The organism is Pseudoalteromonas sp. NZS11, from assembly GCF_015864765.1.
Taxonomy (GTDB): Bacteria; Pseudomonadota; Gammaproteobacteria; order Enterobacterales; family Alteromonadaceae; genus Pseudoalteromonas; species Pseudoalteromonas arctica.
Window position 1 is genome coordinate 389597 of the sequence record NZ_JADYWP010000003.1, and the last position, 15473, is coordinate 405069.

Below are 15473 nucleotides of genomic sequence, written 5' to 3' on the forward strand. Positions count from 1 at the left end.
AAAATTCTTTAATAAAAATAGAACAATTTTTATTATCAAAAAGCAACGACCTTTCATTTCTAGCGCCTAATAACTGTATAAACAAATCCGAGTTTATTATTAAAATATCCTGACTTACATACTTTCAAAGCCATTACTTTTAGGTTTTATTAGTTATAAGTTGGGCATATAAAAAGGAAATTCACATTAGATGGGTCAATTGAAGAACAAACTGCTTAATGCTTTATCTACTGACGCACAACACCGCATGTTTCCGCTTTTAAAGCGAGTCAATTTATCCCTTGGAGAAGTTATTTATGAAACAAGTGAAAAGCTCGATTACGTTTATTTTCCAATAGATAGTATTGTTTCATTATTGTATGTGATGATTGATGGCTCATCTGCTGAAATATCAGTTATCGGTAATGAAGGGGTGGTAGGTATAGCTGTATTTATGGGGGGAGAAAGCACTCCTAACCGGGCTATTGTGCAAAGTGCTGGTACTGCTTATCGCTTACCCGCTTGTGAATTACGCAGGCAATTTAATAGCGAGCCTGATATGCGTATGCTCATGTTACGTTACACGCAATCATTAATTACCCAAACAGCGCAAACCGCAGTTTGTAATCGTCATCATAGTATAGTGCAACAACTAAGCCGCTGGCTTTTACTATCGATTGACCGTTTACCGAGTAACAATTTAATAATGACTCAAGAGCTAATAGCAAATATGTTAGGCGTAAGACGTGAGGGAGTAACTGAGGCCGCTGGTAAACTACAAAAGCTGGGTATTATCACTTATAAACGTGGTCATATTAGTGTGATAGACCGACCTCAATTAGAATCTCAGTCATGCGAGTGCTATGAGGTTGTAAAAAGAGAAACAGACAGGTTGGAGTCTTATATGGAAAAAAAACCTAACGTTAGAAAACTATCCATTATCAGTTAATATATTTTGGTATCTAATAAGTTTATTTACATAAAAATAAAATCCGGTAATAGCTTCAAAACAGCCCAGCAAGTTGCTCATTGAGCCTGGGCTTTAAAATTTGTGTATGTTCTGCTGTTAGTGGGCTTTTTACATTTAACCTACTTTGGTAGTTGTCCGTCTACTTCCTTTTCAGCCTCAAGCCAATCATTTAAGTGATTGTCACCGGTAAAGTCACGATCACTGGCTAATGAGTAAGCTTTAGCTTCAATCATGTCATGTCGGCTGAGACCTTCTTTATTCAAATTAGATTTAGTTTTTGATACTGAATTACTTGAGATGTTATTACTCATGTGATTATTCCTAAAATATTACTCGATAAAATAAAAAACTTAATACCAAATTAAAACATTGAGTGTAGTTACATTATTCTCAATCTTAAGTGGAATGTAAGCTCGATTTATCATAGTAATACCAATGTGCAATAATACTTGATCAATTTGAGGGCATAAACCTGACGCTAACTGTGTTAAAAATTTCTGATAAAGAACAACTAAATAACGAAATTTTTGCCTTGTTATCGACACGGTTTTCTTACCTAAAAATAGCTCACTTAATTAAGCAAATTGGTATAAAAGCAGTACTACGTATAGCTTAAAAGACTATTCTACAATTTGTATGACCGCTTTATCCTAATGGCTTTGCAATTTTGAGTCTGTGCCACAGCGAACATAAATTACCCATTATCTGTATTTATAGTAATTTTGAGAAGGTAACGAGCGTTGAATATATGAGCTTTAATAATCATTGTTTGGCGCGATACCGTACAGAGTCAATATTAATAAACTCATATAATAAAATATAAAGTACTTAAATTATTTTAAGGACAGCGCGTGCAAACAGTTCCCGATATCGTATTTTTACTAGATGTTGATAATACATTGCTCGATAGCGATACTATTTTAAGCCATTTGAAAGATTTTTTAGAAGGTGAATTTGGTTGTGAAAATAGTGACCATTACTGGTCTATTTTTGAAAAACTTCGTAAAGAACTCGGTTATGCCGACTATTTGGGCGCACTACAGTGTTATCGAATGGAACATTCTGATGATCCGAGACTGCATCTGATTTCTTCTTTTTTAATTAATTATCCATATAAAGAAAGGCTTTACCCTAACGCACTTGCTGTGATTGAACATTTACAACAATTTGGCCCCACCGTTATTTTGTCTGATGGCGATATTGTATTACAACCACTTAAAATTTTACGCTCCGGTTTATGGGATGCAGTGGAGGGAAGGGTGTTGATATATGTTCACAAAGAGCAAATGCTTGCAGCAATAAAAGAGCAGTACCCCGCTAAACATTATGTAATGGTAGATGATAAGTTACGTATTTTAGCTGCTATGAAAGCGCAGTGGAAAAATGATTTAACAACTATATTTCCACGTCAAGGACATTATGCCCACGATATTAAGCAGCTACTTACCTATCGAAAGGCGGATACGAGTATTGATAGTATAAGTGATTTACTCAACTACGGTTTTTCTTATAAAGTGGATTTAATTGAATACAATTTAAATTCAAATAAAAAATTGTTTTATATTGATGTGTATTGATGTGTATTGATGTGTATTGATGTGTATTGCTCTTATCTTATTTGAATTTTACCTGGGTTTTACAAATAGCATTTTGAGGAAACGTTTTTAAGTATAAAAGCAAATATCGTCCTTGAATATTTGCTTGGTAAGAGTGTTATAAAAGGCAGATTAAGACACGCTTGTTTTGGAATTTGCGCCTGTTTTAACTTTGTTTATTTACTGTTTTAGCAATTTTTTCCCAGTATGCAGCAAGTTCATAGTGATGAAAAACAGCTGCTTCAAAGTCCTGAGTTATCTCTTTATTTGGCTCATATACCGGCGCATCTTTTATCGCTTTACGAACTAAATCAGTTGAAATTGAGTTGTCGAGCCATTGCACTTCGTAAATCCATGCTGACGGGATAAGTGCTTGATGTCCTCCCCACCAATTGCTCGTTTCAACAATTAGGTAACGAACCGCCCATGTACTTTCTTCAACTAAAAATCCTGATACATGGCCAATGTCTCCGTCTTTAGCGTGTATGTTATAGCCAATAATAGCTTTGCAACTACGAAGATTAGGATCCCCTTTTTGATCATGCTGACTTTTTATACTTTTATGAATTAGATTTGCGCTGCGGGCACCTTCGACACTATGTTCAAAAATGTCATTGCCAGGATATAAGGAGTAGGGATATATCCCGCTTCCCCAAAAATTAGTACCGATCCAGTAATACGGGTATCCATAGTAGTTTAGGTAATCCATTTCATGTTGTCGTGAAACGGGTTTATTAGTATCAATACCAGGACTATTTTTAACTTGGTCTTTACTGATTAAAACAGGGAAAATCTTTTCATCCCAATTTGGGTTTTGCACCGCAATAGGGGAAATTAAAACTTTGCGACTCGATAGCCACGTGCCTGTTTCTACAACAAAATAACGTATCACCCATGCTAGGTCATCAAACAAAAAATCTTTTTCTTTGCCTACAATACCGTCACTAGCAGCGATTGCACAACCTTCTAAGTCTTTCATACTACGTAACATAATAACGATCCTTTTTAGTGGGTTATTTGCATTTGTAATGCATTATTTTTGCAGTTTTTAACGCGCTTTTGCTTATCAAGTGCTTTCTTCTTATTTAGGGCACGTTTATCTTTTGAGGTTAAACATGCGCAGCCCTTTGGATTCATTCTAGAGCGTGAGCTGGATGCGGAAGCTTTGCTCGGTTTTTACCGAGCCCGCTAGGTTGCAAACCTTGCGCCGCGATTAAATAGCCCCTAGATAGAACAAATTTCTATCTTAAAAGGTCAACAGACCCTAATGCTTATCTATAAAAAACCATGCTTTTATAAGCTGTAAAGTACAAACGATAAGTAGATTAATATTTCCAGTTTCGGCTTTTGAAAAACAAAGGTCTGTGCGCTGACGAACAAGCAATGTTATTTTTCATTGATTTTTAGGTAACGCTATAACAAGAATAATTAGAACGTGCGAAGTGTATTTTTAAAACTGGCATTATATTTGAGTGTTAGCGCACGGACTCTATGCTTATTTTTGAGTAGCGTGGCTTTGTGACTGACTTTTATTCGCGCTGTAAGTGTTGAGAATACTCACTTTATTCAGCTAACTTTAAATAAAGTAATTGAGCATATAATGTTAATACATAATAAAAAGAGAAAGTTGGGTGCTCCAGCATTGGGGCTATATAACGTGCGCAAGTCGAGAAAACATAAATATAACACTATTTCTGGGCCGTCACCCAAAGTTGAATACGTTGCTGGTGTTTTAGCGCCAACAAGATCAAACAATGCTGTTATACGTTATATAGATTATTCAGCTAGCCGTATAGAAGCCAAAGAGGTTAGCGATATTGATGAGTTTTTAAAAACTCCTCAACCCGAGTGGGCAACAGTGAGGTGGATCCACGTGAGTAATACAGACTCTTATATTGTTGGTTTACTTCAACATCATTTCGCATTTCATACGCTCACCGCAGAAGATATTTTACATGTACCTCAGCGACCTCGTATCGAATTTTTTGACGATCATTTATTTGTTGTATTAAGCATGTTGAAGCTAGAGACGCATGATCCCAATAATACAATCCTTGATATTGAGCAAGTTAGCTTACTTTTATATGACAATGTTTTACTGAGTTTTCAAGAAAAACCAGGAGACGTGTGGCAATCCGTTCGCGGTCGTTTGCATACAGAAAATCGTCGTATTCGCAAAAATGGTACTGGTTATTTACTTTATGCATTACTTGATGAACTGGTTGATAAATGTTTTCCGGTACTTGAACAATATGGCGATATCCTTGAGGAACTTGAAGTAACGACACTTGAAAATCCAACCCCCCACGTACTGCATCATATCCATAGTATTAAACGAGAATTGGCATTATTAAGAAGAATTGTTTGGCCTATGCGAGAGGTTATCGACCATTTGTATCGCGAGGAAGGAGGCAGAATAGATGACTCTACGCGCCCTTACCTTAGAGATGTGTATGAGCATAATATTCAAATAGTTGAAATTATTGAGTCATACCGTGAAATGGTAAGCGGTTTAAGTGAACTATACATGTCAGCTATTTCAAACCGTATGAATGAAATTATGAAAGTGCTTACTATTATATCTTCTGTTTTTATACCGTTAACATTTATAGCTGGAATTTATGGAATGAACTTTAAATACATGCCAGAGCTAAACTGGACTTGGGCATATCCCGTTTTGTGGTGTGTTTTTATTTTGATAACGGCAGCAATGATATTTATTTTTTGGCGTAAAGGTTGGCTTAATAGAAATTAACTTTAATAGAAACAAAATTTAATAGAAACAGCAAGTAAATGCTCAATAAAACAACTGCTTATGATTAACAATAATAAATGCGTACGCTAGCGAACAGAACCAATAATATCACTCACTTACACTCATTGTATTAATTGGGGTGTAAGTGTTTTGCGCTCCATATTTTAAGTGGAGATTAAAATGGGTCATGAATTTTGGAGTGAGTGGTACTCAGGTTGGGGTTGGTTTTTATGGTTTGGTATGTGGTTATTGCTCATATCGAGTTTAAGCCATTGGGGTTATAGCTACCGAACCCATAGACGCTATGGGTTAGAGTCTAATAAAACAGCAATTGATATTCTTAATGAAAGATACGCCAGCGGCGATATTGACAAAAAAGAATTCGAGCAAAAAAAACAGGACATAACTACCACTGCGTAGTTAGTGCGCTGGCTAATCCTCGCCATGCTCTTATATAGAGCATGGCTTAAGCATTTTTGGATGCGACAAGATGGAAACCCTGCATATGATTCTTCCTTCATTAACATCAAAAGAATTAGAGTTAATTGACGCATATTGGCGTGCCACGAATTACCTGTCGGTAGGTCAAATTTATTTATGCGATAACCCACTTTTAGAGCGCCCACTGATACTAAGTGATATTAAAAATATGTTGCTTGGGCACTGGGGAACAACACCCGGGCAAAATTTTATTTACGCGCATTTAAATCGCGTTATTAAAATACACGATCTAAATATGATTTATGTATCTGGCCCAGGGCATGGCGGGCAAGCTATGGTTGCTAATACCTATCTTGAGGGCACCTACAGTGAAATTTACCCTGATATAAGCCAAGATAAAGCAGGTATGCAAAAACTGTTTTTGCAGTTTTCGTTTCCCGGTGGCATTCCTAGTCATGTGTCGCCCGAGTGTCCGGGCTCGATTCATGAAGGTGGCGAGCTGGGCTATTCTTTGAGTCATTCGTTTGGAGCTGTATTTGATAATCCAGACTTAATAGTTGCTTGTGTGGTGGGTGATGGTGAGGCAGAAACAGGGCCTATTGCAACTGCATGGCATTCTAATAAGTTTCTTAATCCTATCAGTGACGGTGCTGTCCTCCCTATATTGCATTTGAATGGGTATAAAATTGCGAATCCTACCGTTTTAGCGCGTATTACCCGTGAAGAATTAGAGCAATTAATGTTCGGTTATGGCTGGAGCCCTATTTTTGTTGAAGGACATGAGCCTGAGCTAATGCATCAGGCTATGGCTAAAGCACTTGATGTCGCAATACATCAAATAAAAAAAATAAAAAAAGATGCTTTCGATAATAACGATCCAACTCGTCCACGTTGGCCAATGATTATCCTCATTTCACCTAAAGGGTGGACGGGTCCAAAGCTCGTAGATGGTTTTCAGATAGAGGGAACATCGCGTGCGCATCAGGTTCCTATTTCTAGCCCATCAGCTCATCCAGATCATTTGCAATTATTAGAAAGCTGGCTGCGTAGCTATCATCCAGAAACACTTTTCGATTCACAAGGGCGTTTATTACCAGAGCTTGCTGAATTGGCCCCAACGGGGAATCGCCGTATGGGGGCAAATCCTCATGCGAATGGTGGGTTGCTGCTAGAAGGTTTGCATATGCCTGATTTTCGCGATTATGCATGCGAAGTAATCTCTCCCGGTATACGCGGAATTGGTGATACCAGAGTTTTAGGTCCATTTTTGAGAGATATAGTTGAGCTTAATGACGAGCAACGTAATTTTAGAGTATTTGGACCCGACGAAACAGTATCCAATGGTTTAGGTGCACTGCTAGAGGTAACCGATAGACAGTGGAATGCAGCAACCCATAGCAACGATGAGCAGCTTTCGCCTAGTGGCAGAGTAATGGAAATGCTGAGTGAACATCAATGCGAAGGTTGGCTTGAAGGATATTTATTAACCGGCCGCCATGGTTTGTTTAATAGTTATGAAGCGTTTATTCATATTATTGACTCGATGTTTAATCAACATGCTAAATGGTTAAAAGTGGCGGCAGGTTTACCATGGCGTAAAAAAATCGCTTCACTTAATTATTTACTGGCATCGCATGTATGGCGACAAGATCACAACGGTTTTACCCATCAAGATCCGGGTTTTATCGATCATGTTATTAATAAAAAAGCTGAAATTGTGCGCGTTTATTTACCGCCTGATGCTAACTGCTTGCTGTCGGTGATGGATCATTGTTTGCGAAGTCGTCATTACGTTAATGTCGTTATTGCAGGCAAGCATCCTGCGCCGCAATGGTTAGATATGGTGGCAGCTGTTAAACATTGTGAGGCAGGGATTGGCATTTGGCAATGGGCGGGTAATAGCGTAGATGCAACACCTGATGTGGTGATGGCTTGTTGTGGTGATGTGCCTACATTGGAAACGATGGCAGCCGTTATGATTTTACGCGAGCATTTTAGTAATCTTAGAATCCGGGTTGTTAACGTGGTTGATTTGATGCGTTTACAGCCTAATACCGAACATCCTCACGGGTTAATCGCAGAGGATTTTGACACTCTGTTTACTATTAATAAGCCGGTTATTTTTGCATTTCATGGCTACCCAACGCTTATTCATAGGCTTACGTACAAGCGTAATAATCATCATAATATTCATGTTCGCGGGTATAAAGAAGAAGGCACTATTACAACTGCTTTTGATATGACGGTATTAAACGAGATTGATCGTTTTCATTTAGTGTTAGACACACTGGAACGCCTGCCAAACTTGGGTACAAAAAGAGACGCACTAAAAAAACAGCTTGAAGAAAAGCTTATTGAGCATAAAAAATATATTAATAAGCATGGGCAAGATCTCCCTGAAATTCGTAATTGGCAGTGGCAGGCGCATCAATGAATTTTGTAGCTCAATCCACGATTAGTAAATTTGAAAATCTCGGTACAATTACCGCTATACGCGGCAGCGTAATTGACGTGCGTTTTGACACAAAGCTACCTGCGATTAATTCAATGCTTAGTGCTGGCGAAAATAAACAGTGTATTTTTGAAGTGCTAGAGCAGCGCAATGAGCATCATGTAAGAGCAATTGCGCTCACGCCTACACAAGGACTTGCGCGTGGCATGGAAGTTGTTGACAGTGGTGGACCGTTACTTACCCCTGTTGGTAAAGGAACCTTATCGAGAATGTTTGATGTGTTTGGTAACACGCTTGATGGCGGTGGTGAGCTTAAAGATGTTCAGTGGCGCTCTGTACATAATAAGCCAGTGCCATTAACCGAACGGTCAACTCAATCAGAGATTTTTGAAACCGGTATAAAAGTAATTGATGTGCTGGTGCCGTTAGAACGTGGTGGCAAAGCGGGATTGTTTGGCGGTGCAGGTGTTGGAAAAACAGTGTTATTGACTGAAATGATTCACAATATGGTGGGCAAGCACAAAGGTGTTAGCCTATTTTGTGGCATAGGTGAGCGCTGCCGTGAAGGCGAAGAGCTTTATCGCGAAATGAAAGACGCGGGCGTTTTGCCAAACATGGCGATGATTTTTGGGCAAATGAACGAGCCACCTGGGAGTCGTTTTAGGGTGGGGCATGCAGCTTTAACTATGGCTGAGTATTTTCGTGATGATGAGCAGCGAGATGTGCTGTTGCTAATCGACAATATATTTCGTTTTATTCAGGCAGGCTCTGAGGTATCGGGCTTAATGGGGCAAATGCCTTCAAGGCTTGGTTATCAGCCTACTATGGGCACAGAGCTTGCCGGCTTAGAAGAGCGAATTGCCAATACACAAAATGGTGCTATTACTTCTATTCAAGCGGTGTATGTACCTGCCGATGATTTTACCGATCCGGCCGCAGTTCATACATTTTCTCATTTATCGGCTTCTATTGTGCTCTCTCGTAAACGCGCTAGCGAAGGATTATTTCCGGCTATAGATCCCCTGCAATCTAATTCAAAAATGGCGAGCCCCGGGGTTGTGGGAGAGCGCCACTACTTACTTGCACAAAAGGTACGTAGCACCTTAGCGCAATACAATGAACTCAAAGATATTATTGCTATGTTAGGGCTTGAACAGTTATCAGTTGAGGACCGCAACATTGTTGGACGCGCAAGGCGTTTAGAGCGTTTTCTTACTCAGCCATTTTTTACAACAGAGCAATTTACTAGTTATAAAGGCAAACTTGTTAGCCTTGATGATGCGCTAGATGGGTGTGAACGCATTTTAAATGATGAATTTAAAAACGTGCCAGAGAGTGCACTTTATATGATAGGTGCCATAAGTGAGGTCAAAATAAAATCCACAGTAAATAATAATGAGGATACAAGCGGTGACGCAAACTCAGATACACCTTAAATTATTGCTGCCATATGAGATATTTTTCGACAGGCATGATGTGACTCATGTTGTTGCCGAAACAAGCGAAGGATCGTACGGATTTTTACCCAATCGCCTTGACTGTGTTGCGCCACTAACCCCAGGTATTTTGACATTTAATTGCGAAAAAGACGGTGAGATATTTGTAGCCGTAGATGAGGGCGTATTAATTAAAACAGGAAACACTGTGCTGGTATCGGTGCGAAGTGCCATATTAGGTACTGATCTGGCGACACTTCGCAGCGCTGTAGATAAAGAGTTTTTGGCACTCAATGAACAAGCACAACAAGTAAGAACAGTGATGGCTAAATTAGAAAGTAGCTTTTTAAATCGTTTTCGACTTTAACCACTAAAAGCTATTTATTTATGACAAACAAAAAAGACGACCTAGGTTCAAAAGACTCACAAAGCAGTTCATCAACACTTGCAGAACAAGTAGAAATAAAAGCCCAGCGTAAGCTAAAAGCAAGGCTTAACTCTCATCAAAAAATATGGTTTGGTTTAGGAATGATGGGCCTTATTGGTTGGTCGGTTGCAGTGCCTACCATACTTGGTGCAAGTTTAGGTGTGTATATCGACTCGCATTATGCCACTGAGCGGTCATGGACATTGGCTTTATTGGTGGCAGGTTTGGCGCTTGGGTGCTTTAACGCGTGGCACTGGATGAGCAAAGAAGACAGCGCGATACATCAAGAGCAAAAGGATGACGAAGATGCATGAGCTAGTTGGCGTATTAATTATTGTTAGTGTAGGTCTAATGCTTGGTGCCTTATTTTTTGGAGGCCTGTGGTGGACGGTGCAAAAAAGTATGGTATCGACTCACCCAGCGCTATGGGTTGTGCTGAGTTTATTTATACGCATGGCAATTACTTTAAGTGGCTTTTATAGTGTAATGACGAGTGACTTATTATCAAGATCTTGGTTGCAATTACCACTGTGTTTATTTAGCTTTTTGATAGCCCGTTTTATTACCACTTATGTTACCCGTACTGCATCAACCTCTCATTTAGCAAAGGTGACACATCATGCACCTGAGTCCTGATACGGTTATTTATTGGCAAAATGGTTTTTTAAAACTCAATGCAACCATCGTTTTCACTTGGGTTTTAATGTTGGTTTTGGTGATTAGTTCGATATTGATAACCCGTAAGCTTTCAACCACGTTAAAGCGTTCTCGTTGGCAAAATTTTTTAGAAATTATAGTAACGGGGATCACACAACAAATTGAAGACGTAGGCTTGAATGACGCTAAAAAATACCTTGGCTTTTTAGGCACGCTGTTTTTATTTTTAGTAACCGCGAGCATGTTTACCATTGTTCCGGGTTATGAGCCACCCACGGCATCGTTATCGACTACAGCAGCACTGGCGCTCACCGTATTTATTGCAGTGCCTTTATTTGGTATCAGTGAACAAGGGCTTGGCAATTACTTAAAATCTTATATGGCTCCTACTTTTATTATGTTGCCATTTAATATTATTAGCGAATTATCACGGACACTTGCTCTGGCTGTGCGGTTATTTGGCAACATGATGAGCGGGGCAATGATCATTGGCATTTTGTTAACCATTACACCCTTTATATTCCCAATCGTAATGACGGCACTGGGTTTGCTTACAGGCTTAGTACAGGCTTATATTTTTACTATTTTAGCCGCCGTTTATATTGCTGCGGCTACGCGCTCAGTAAAACCAGCCAAACAACGAGTTAATTAATCACGTATTTCTACACATCATACTTGGAGAGAACATGGATAGCATGACAATGATAGCAATGGCATCAATCGTTATTTCAGGAATTACAATTAGTTTTGGTTGTTTAGGTCCATCGCTTGGCGAAGGTAAAGCAGTAGCAACGGCATTGAGTGCATTAGCACAGCAACCTGATGCATCAGCAACTATTACGCGCACGCTCTTTGTAGGCCTTGCGATGATTGAATCGACCGCAATATACTGTTTTGTCGTGTCGATGATTCTTATTTTTGCCAATCCGTTTTGGAACTACGCTATCGCACAAGCTGCAGGAAGTTAAACCATGCTAATTGATTGGTTTACAGTTGCAGCCCAAGTGGTTAATTTTTTAATTTTGGTGTGGTTACTAAAACGCTATTTATATAAACCAATTTTGCACGCTATTGATAAGCGAGAAGAGCGCATAGCCGCTGAGTTAGACGATGCTGAAACAAACCAAAATGAAGCACTGGCGGAGCGTGAAAAGTTTTTTCTGAAAAATGAAGAGTTTGAACAACAACGTACACAAAAGATGCAACAAGTAAGCGTGAGTGCTAAGCAAGCAGAGCAAACACTTATGTTAGAGGCGCAAAAAAGAGTCCAAAGCTGGGGCACTAAATATCAACAAAATATAGTAAAAGAGACTGATAATTTAAAGGAGTCTTTAAGTCGAAAAGTTAAGCAAGAGGTATTTGCTATTAGTCGCAAAACCTTAACTGAACTGGCATCAACAACTTTAGAACAACAAATATGTGAGGTGTTTACAGCCCGCTTATATAAGCTTGATGACGACAAAAAAACTACTTTAGCGCAGGCGCTAAATACAAATAGTGAATTTGTACCTGCCTTAATTCAAAGTGCGTTTGAGCTAACTGAACCTCAGCGTTTAGCACTTAAGAATGCTATTAATACTGTGTTTTCAAAAGATATTACCATTAAATTCACCACCGATGAGAGCCTTATCAGCGGGATTGAGTTATGTGTCAATGGACAAAAGCTGGTGTGGAGTATTGACGATTACTTACAATCAATCGAGCAGGAAGTTGATATGCTACTAAAACAAAAAACAGCTCAGCCTACAACTTCTCAACCTGTTGATAAGTGATGAGTAACCTTAGCGAAAACACTCAAAATAAAAACACAAAAATACACAGTTTAACAAACGCGTTTGGTGATGTGTTTAAGCACATTCAGCAAGGGCTAAAAATAGTTAACTCACAATTGAACTTACATGAAGTTGGTATTATTACCAGTGTATCAACGGGTATTGCGAAGGTGTCGGGATTACCTGGCGTTGGCTTTGAGGAACTAATTATATTTCCCGGTAATGTGCTTGGAATTGCGTTTAATATTGATGAAAAAGAAGTTGGTGTTGTGCTTTTAGGTGAATACGCCCACTTACAAGCTGGGGATGAAGTGCGCCGCAGTGGTCGTGTAATGGATGTAGCGGTTGGCAATGCGCTATTAGGGCGAGTGATAAACCCACTTGGCGAGGCACTAGACGGTGGAAGCGTTATACAAACTGAGCAGCGTTTACCAATAGAGCGTCCAGCTGCACCAATTATGGACCGCTCTCCTGTTACTACGCCTTTGCAAACCGGACTTATTGTAATCGATGCAATGATTCCAATAGGGCGAGGACAACGAGAGCTTATTTTAGGTGACAGGCAAACAGGTAAAACAGCTATAGCCATAGACACGATTTTAAATCAGCGAGAACAAAATGTAATTTGTATTTATTGCGCTATTGGTCAGCGGGCATCAACGGTTGCTAAATCAATAGCAATATTACGCGCGCAAAATGCAATGGCTTATACGGTTGTTGTTGCAACAGAGGGTAATGAGCCACCGGGCTTACAGTATATAGCGCCTTACGCTGCAACCAGTATTGCAGAATATTTTATGGAGCAAGGACGTGATGTACTTATTGTATATGACGATTTAACTAAGCACGCAAGAGCTTACCGCGAGTTGTCTTTGTTGTTACGACGACCACCCGGACGAGAAGCATTTCCTGGGGATATTTTTTATATTCATTCACGATTACTAGAGCGTGCGACCCATTTAAATAAAGAACGTGGCGGTGGTTCCTTAACTGCACTCCCCATTATAGAAACCGAAGCTCAAAATATTTCAGCCTATATTCCAACTAATTTAATTTCGATTACCGACGGACAAATTTATTTATCACCCTCATTATTTGCTCTAGGTGTATTACCAGCCGTTGACGTTGGTAAGTCGGTTTCTCGTGTGGGCGGTAAAGCACAGCGTGCTGCATTTCGTGCAGTTGCAGGCGATTTAAAGCTTGCATATGCTCAATTTGAAGAGCTAGAAACCTTTGCTCGTTTTGGCGCCCGACTCGATGATGATACACGGCGTATAATTGAACATGGACGGCGTATTCGAGCGAGCTTACATCAATCTGAATCATCACCTATGCCAGTGCCTGAGCAAATTATGCTATTACTCGCACTCAGTAATGGCTTTTTAGATTCGATTGAGCTGCTAAAAATAAACGACGCAAAAAATATTCTTAAAAAAGCAGTTGCGCAGTTAGACCCTGCTTTGTGTGATAGATTTGATACTGCTAAAAGCTTAAGTGATGACGATCGACAAACAATTGTTGAATTGGCTAAGCGCGTACTTGTTGATTTTGAGCCTGAAAAGAAGGCAATAACAACATGAGCAATAGTGCCGCTAATTTACGCCATAAAATAGCCAGTGCAAGTGATTTACAAGGCGTGGTAAAAACGATGAAGGCACTTGCTGCCTCGAGTATTGGGCAATATGAAAAATCGATTAGCTCATTGACAGATTACTACCGGGCAGTTGAGTTAGGATTAAGTGCTAGTTTGCATGATGACATGTCATTTCAATTTTCACCACAACCCGAAAATATAAATGAAAGCAGAGTGGGTGTGATCATATTCGGCTCAGATCAAGGATTGGTAGGGCAATTTAATGAAAGTATTACCGACTTTGCAATTAAAGCGCTAAGTAACGAGACCCAGCCACCTCTAATTTGGGTAGTAGGCGCACGTGCTGCATCTCGACTTACCGATGCCGGCTTTAATTTAGTAAAAGTATACACAGTGCCAGTGAGTGTTCACGATATAGATACCTTAGTTAGGCAAATTCAAATAGACAGTGAATCAAGCTTAGTTCTTAATCCTGGTTGCCGTGTATTGGTGTTTTATAATCAACCTAAACAAGGCGCGCTTTATGAATGTGTGTCTCAGCGATTACTCCCACTTGACGAGCAATGGCGAGATAATTTTAAAAATATTTTATGGCCAACTAAAGCTTTGCCAGAAGTACTCTGCAAGCACTCTACAACAATAAGAGCATTGATCCGCGAGTATATTTTTATTTCTCTTTATCGTGCATGTGCCGAGTCGTTGGTCAGCGAAAATAGCAGTCGTCTTGGCGCAATGCAACGCGCTGAAAAAAATATTGAAGAGCTACTTGATAAGCTTTCGAGTGAGTTTAATACTCTGCGTCAAAGTACCATTGACGAGGAGTTGAGTGATGTACTTGCAGGTTATGAATTACTAAATAAAATAGACTAGAGGCTGTTGATCTTAGAGGTTGAATTTGCAGCTGTATGTGTTGCTTTTTAATCAAAACATCGCCTATACAGTGCGGTTATTGACTCTTTGTTACTCGATTTTTACTTATTCTTACAAGAATGTAAGCCATCAGAGTAACGCAGAAGCCGCTACCGAGCCCGCTAGGTTACAAATCGCGCACGATTACCCCCCCCTGTAAATTGAATGAATTTTAATCATGAAATGTCAACAAAACTCACAAGGATAATTTACAAGAAATAAAGCTATAACCTGGTTGTAAGCGATCGTTAATTAATGATTAACTGTTGAAGTTGAGTGTTCAAGAGTAGAGAGTGCTTTTTCTTTGGTTTTTTTATTACTTTGAATTGGTACGACTGAGTGGATTCGAACCACTGACCCTTGGACCGGGTTATTAAGAGTAGGTAGTGCTTTTTCTTTTAGTTTTTTTATTACTTTGAATTGGTACGACTGAGTGGATTCGAACCACTGACCCTTGGACCGGGTGATCAAGAGTAGGTAGTGCTT

16 protein-coding genes are annotated in these 15473 nt (G+C 39.4%); 14 read left to right on the forward strand and 2 right to left on the reverse strand.

What is annotated here, in order from left to right:
- Positions 1 to 190 precede the first annotated feature (190 nt).
- On the forward strand, positions 191 to 928 hold the full coding sequence (locus I6E82_RS08730) for a Crp/Fnr family transcriptional regulator (protein ID WP_024590349.1): 738 nt from the start codon (positions 191 to 193) through the stop codon (positions 926 to 928).
- A gap of 140 nt (positions 929 to 1068) precedes the next feature.
- On the opposite strand, the gene I6E82_RS08735 is transcribed toward I6E82_RS08730, so the two are convergent.
- Positions 1069 to 1260, reverse strand: a complete 192-nt coding sequence (locus I6E82_RS08735) for a DUF2934 domain-containing protein (RefSeq protein WP_010552595.1) — start codon at positions 1258 to 1260, stop codon at positions 1069 to 1071.
- A gap of 540 nt (positions 1261 to 1800) precedes the next feature.
- Here I6E82_RS08735 and I6E82_RS08740 point away from each other — a divergent pair.
- Complete coding sequence (locus I6E82_RS08740) at positions 1801 to 2526, forward strand: HAD family hydrolase (protein WP_024590347.1); 726 nt, start codon at positions 1801 to 1803, stop codon at positions 2524 to 2526.
- Between the two features lie 184 nt (positions 2527 to 2710).
- Here I6E82_RS08740 and I6E82_RS08745 read toward each other — a convergent pair whose 3' ends face one another.
- Complete coding sequence (locus I6E82_RS08745) at positions 2711 to 3535, reverse strand: PRC-barrel domain-containing protein (protein WP_197117598.1); 825 nt, start codon at positions 3533 to 3535, stop codon at positions 2711 to 2713.
- Positions 3536 to 4201: 666 nt separating this feature from the next.
- Here I6E82_RS08745 and corA point away from each other — a divergent pair.
- From corA to I6E82_RS08805, 12 genes are all read left to right on the forward strand, one after another.
- Complete coding sequence (gene corA, locus I6E82_RS08750; RefSeq protein WP_331459157.1) at positions 4202 to 5299, forward strand: magnesium/cobalt transporter CorA; 1098 nt, start codon at positions 4202 to 4204, stop codon at positions 5297 to 5299.
- A gap of 180 nt (positions 5300 to 5479) precedes the next feature.
- Positions 5480 to 5719 (forward strand): SHOCT domain-containing protein, encoded by a 240-nt coding sequence (locus I6E82_RS08755; protein ID WP_008168384.1) that lies wholly within the window; start codon positions 5480 to 5482, stop codon positions 5717 to 5719.
- Between the two features lie 70 nt (positions 5720 to 5789).
- The gene (locus I6E82_RS08760; RefSeq protein WP_197117600.1) at positions 5790 to 8174 is read left to right on the forward strand and encodes a phosphoketolase family protein; all 2385 of its coding nucleotides are present in this window, start codon (positions 5790 to 5792) and stop codon (positions 8172 to 8174) included.
- Complete coding sequence (gene atpD / locus I6E82_RS08765; RefSeq protein WP_101163439.1) at positions 8171 to 9628, forward strand: F0F1 ATP synthase subunit beta; 1458 nt, start codon at positions 8171 to 8173, stop codon at positions 9626 to 9628. Before I6E82_RS08760 ends, atpD begins: the two co-directional genes overlap by 4 nt.
- A complete protein-coding gene (locus tag I6E82_RS08770; RefSeq protein WP_024590342.1) occupies positions 9603 to 9995 on the forward strand; it encodes a F0F1 ATP synthase subunit epsilon in 393 nt (130 codons plus the stop codon). The genes atpD and I6E82_RS08770 overlap by 26 nt, the downstream gene beginning before the upstream one ends.
- Before the next feature lie 20 nt (positions 9996 to 10015).
- Positions 10016 to 10369 (forward strand): AtpZ/AtpI family protein, encoded by a 354-nt coding sequence (locus tag I6E82_RS08775; RefSeq protein WP_024607604.1) that lies wholly within the window; start codon positions 10016 to 10018, stop codon positions 10367 to 10369.
- Complete coding sequence (locus I6E82_RS08780; protein ID WP_197117602.1) at positions 10362 to 10691, forward strand: ATP synthase subunit I; 330 nt, start codon at positions 10362 to 10364, stop codon at positions 10689 to 10691. The genes I6E82_RS08775 and I6E82_RS08780 overlap by 8 nt, the downstream gene beginning before the upstream one ends.
- On the forward strand, positions 10675 to 11364 hold the full coding sequence (locus tag I6E82_RS08785; protein WP_010552605.1) for a F0F1 ATP synthase subunit A: 690 nt from the start codon (positions 10675 to 10677) through the stop codon (positions 11362 to 11364). Before I6E82_RS08780 ends, I6E82_RS08785 begins: the two co-directional genes overlap by 17 nt.
- 34 nt (positions 11365 to 11398) lie before the next feature.
- Positions 11399 to 11680 (forward strand): F0F1 ATP synthase subunit C, encoded by a 282-nt coding sequence (locus I6E82_RS08790; protein WP_010552606.1) that lies wholly within the window; start codon positions 11399 to 11401, stop codon positions 11678 to 11680.
- 3 nt (positions 11681 to 11683) lie between these two features.
- Complete coding sequence (locus I6E82_RS08795; protein ID WP_197102241.1) at positions 11684 to 12484, forward strand: F0F1 ATP synthase subunit delta; 801 nt, start codon at positions 11684 to 11686, stop codon at positions 12482 to 12484.
- Positions 12484 to 14064 carry an alternate F1F0 ATPase, F1 subunit alpha gene (locus I6E82_RS08800; protein ID WP_197117604.1) on the forward strand — a complete coding sequence of 527 codons (1581 nt, stop codon included), beginning with the start codon at positions 12484 to 12486 and terminating at the stop codon, positions 14062 to 14064. The genes I6E82_RS08795 and I6E82_RS08800 overlap by 1 nt, the downstream gene beginning before the upstream one ends.
- Complete coding sequence (locus I6E82_RS08805; RefSeq protein ID WP_197117606.1) at positions 14061 to 14948, forward strand: F0F1 ATP synthase subunit gamma; 888 nt, start codon at positions 14061 to 14063, stop codon at positions 14946 to 14948. Before I6E82_RS08800 ends, I6E82_RS08805 begins: the two co-directional genes overlap by 4 nt.
- Positions 14949 to 15473 lie beyond the last annotated feature (525 nt).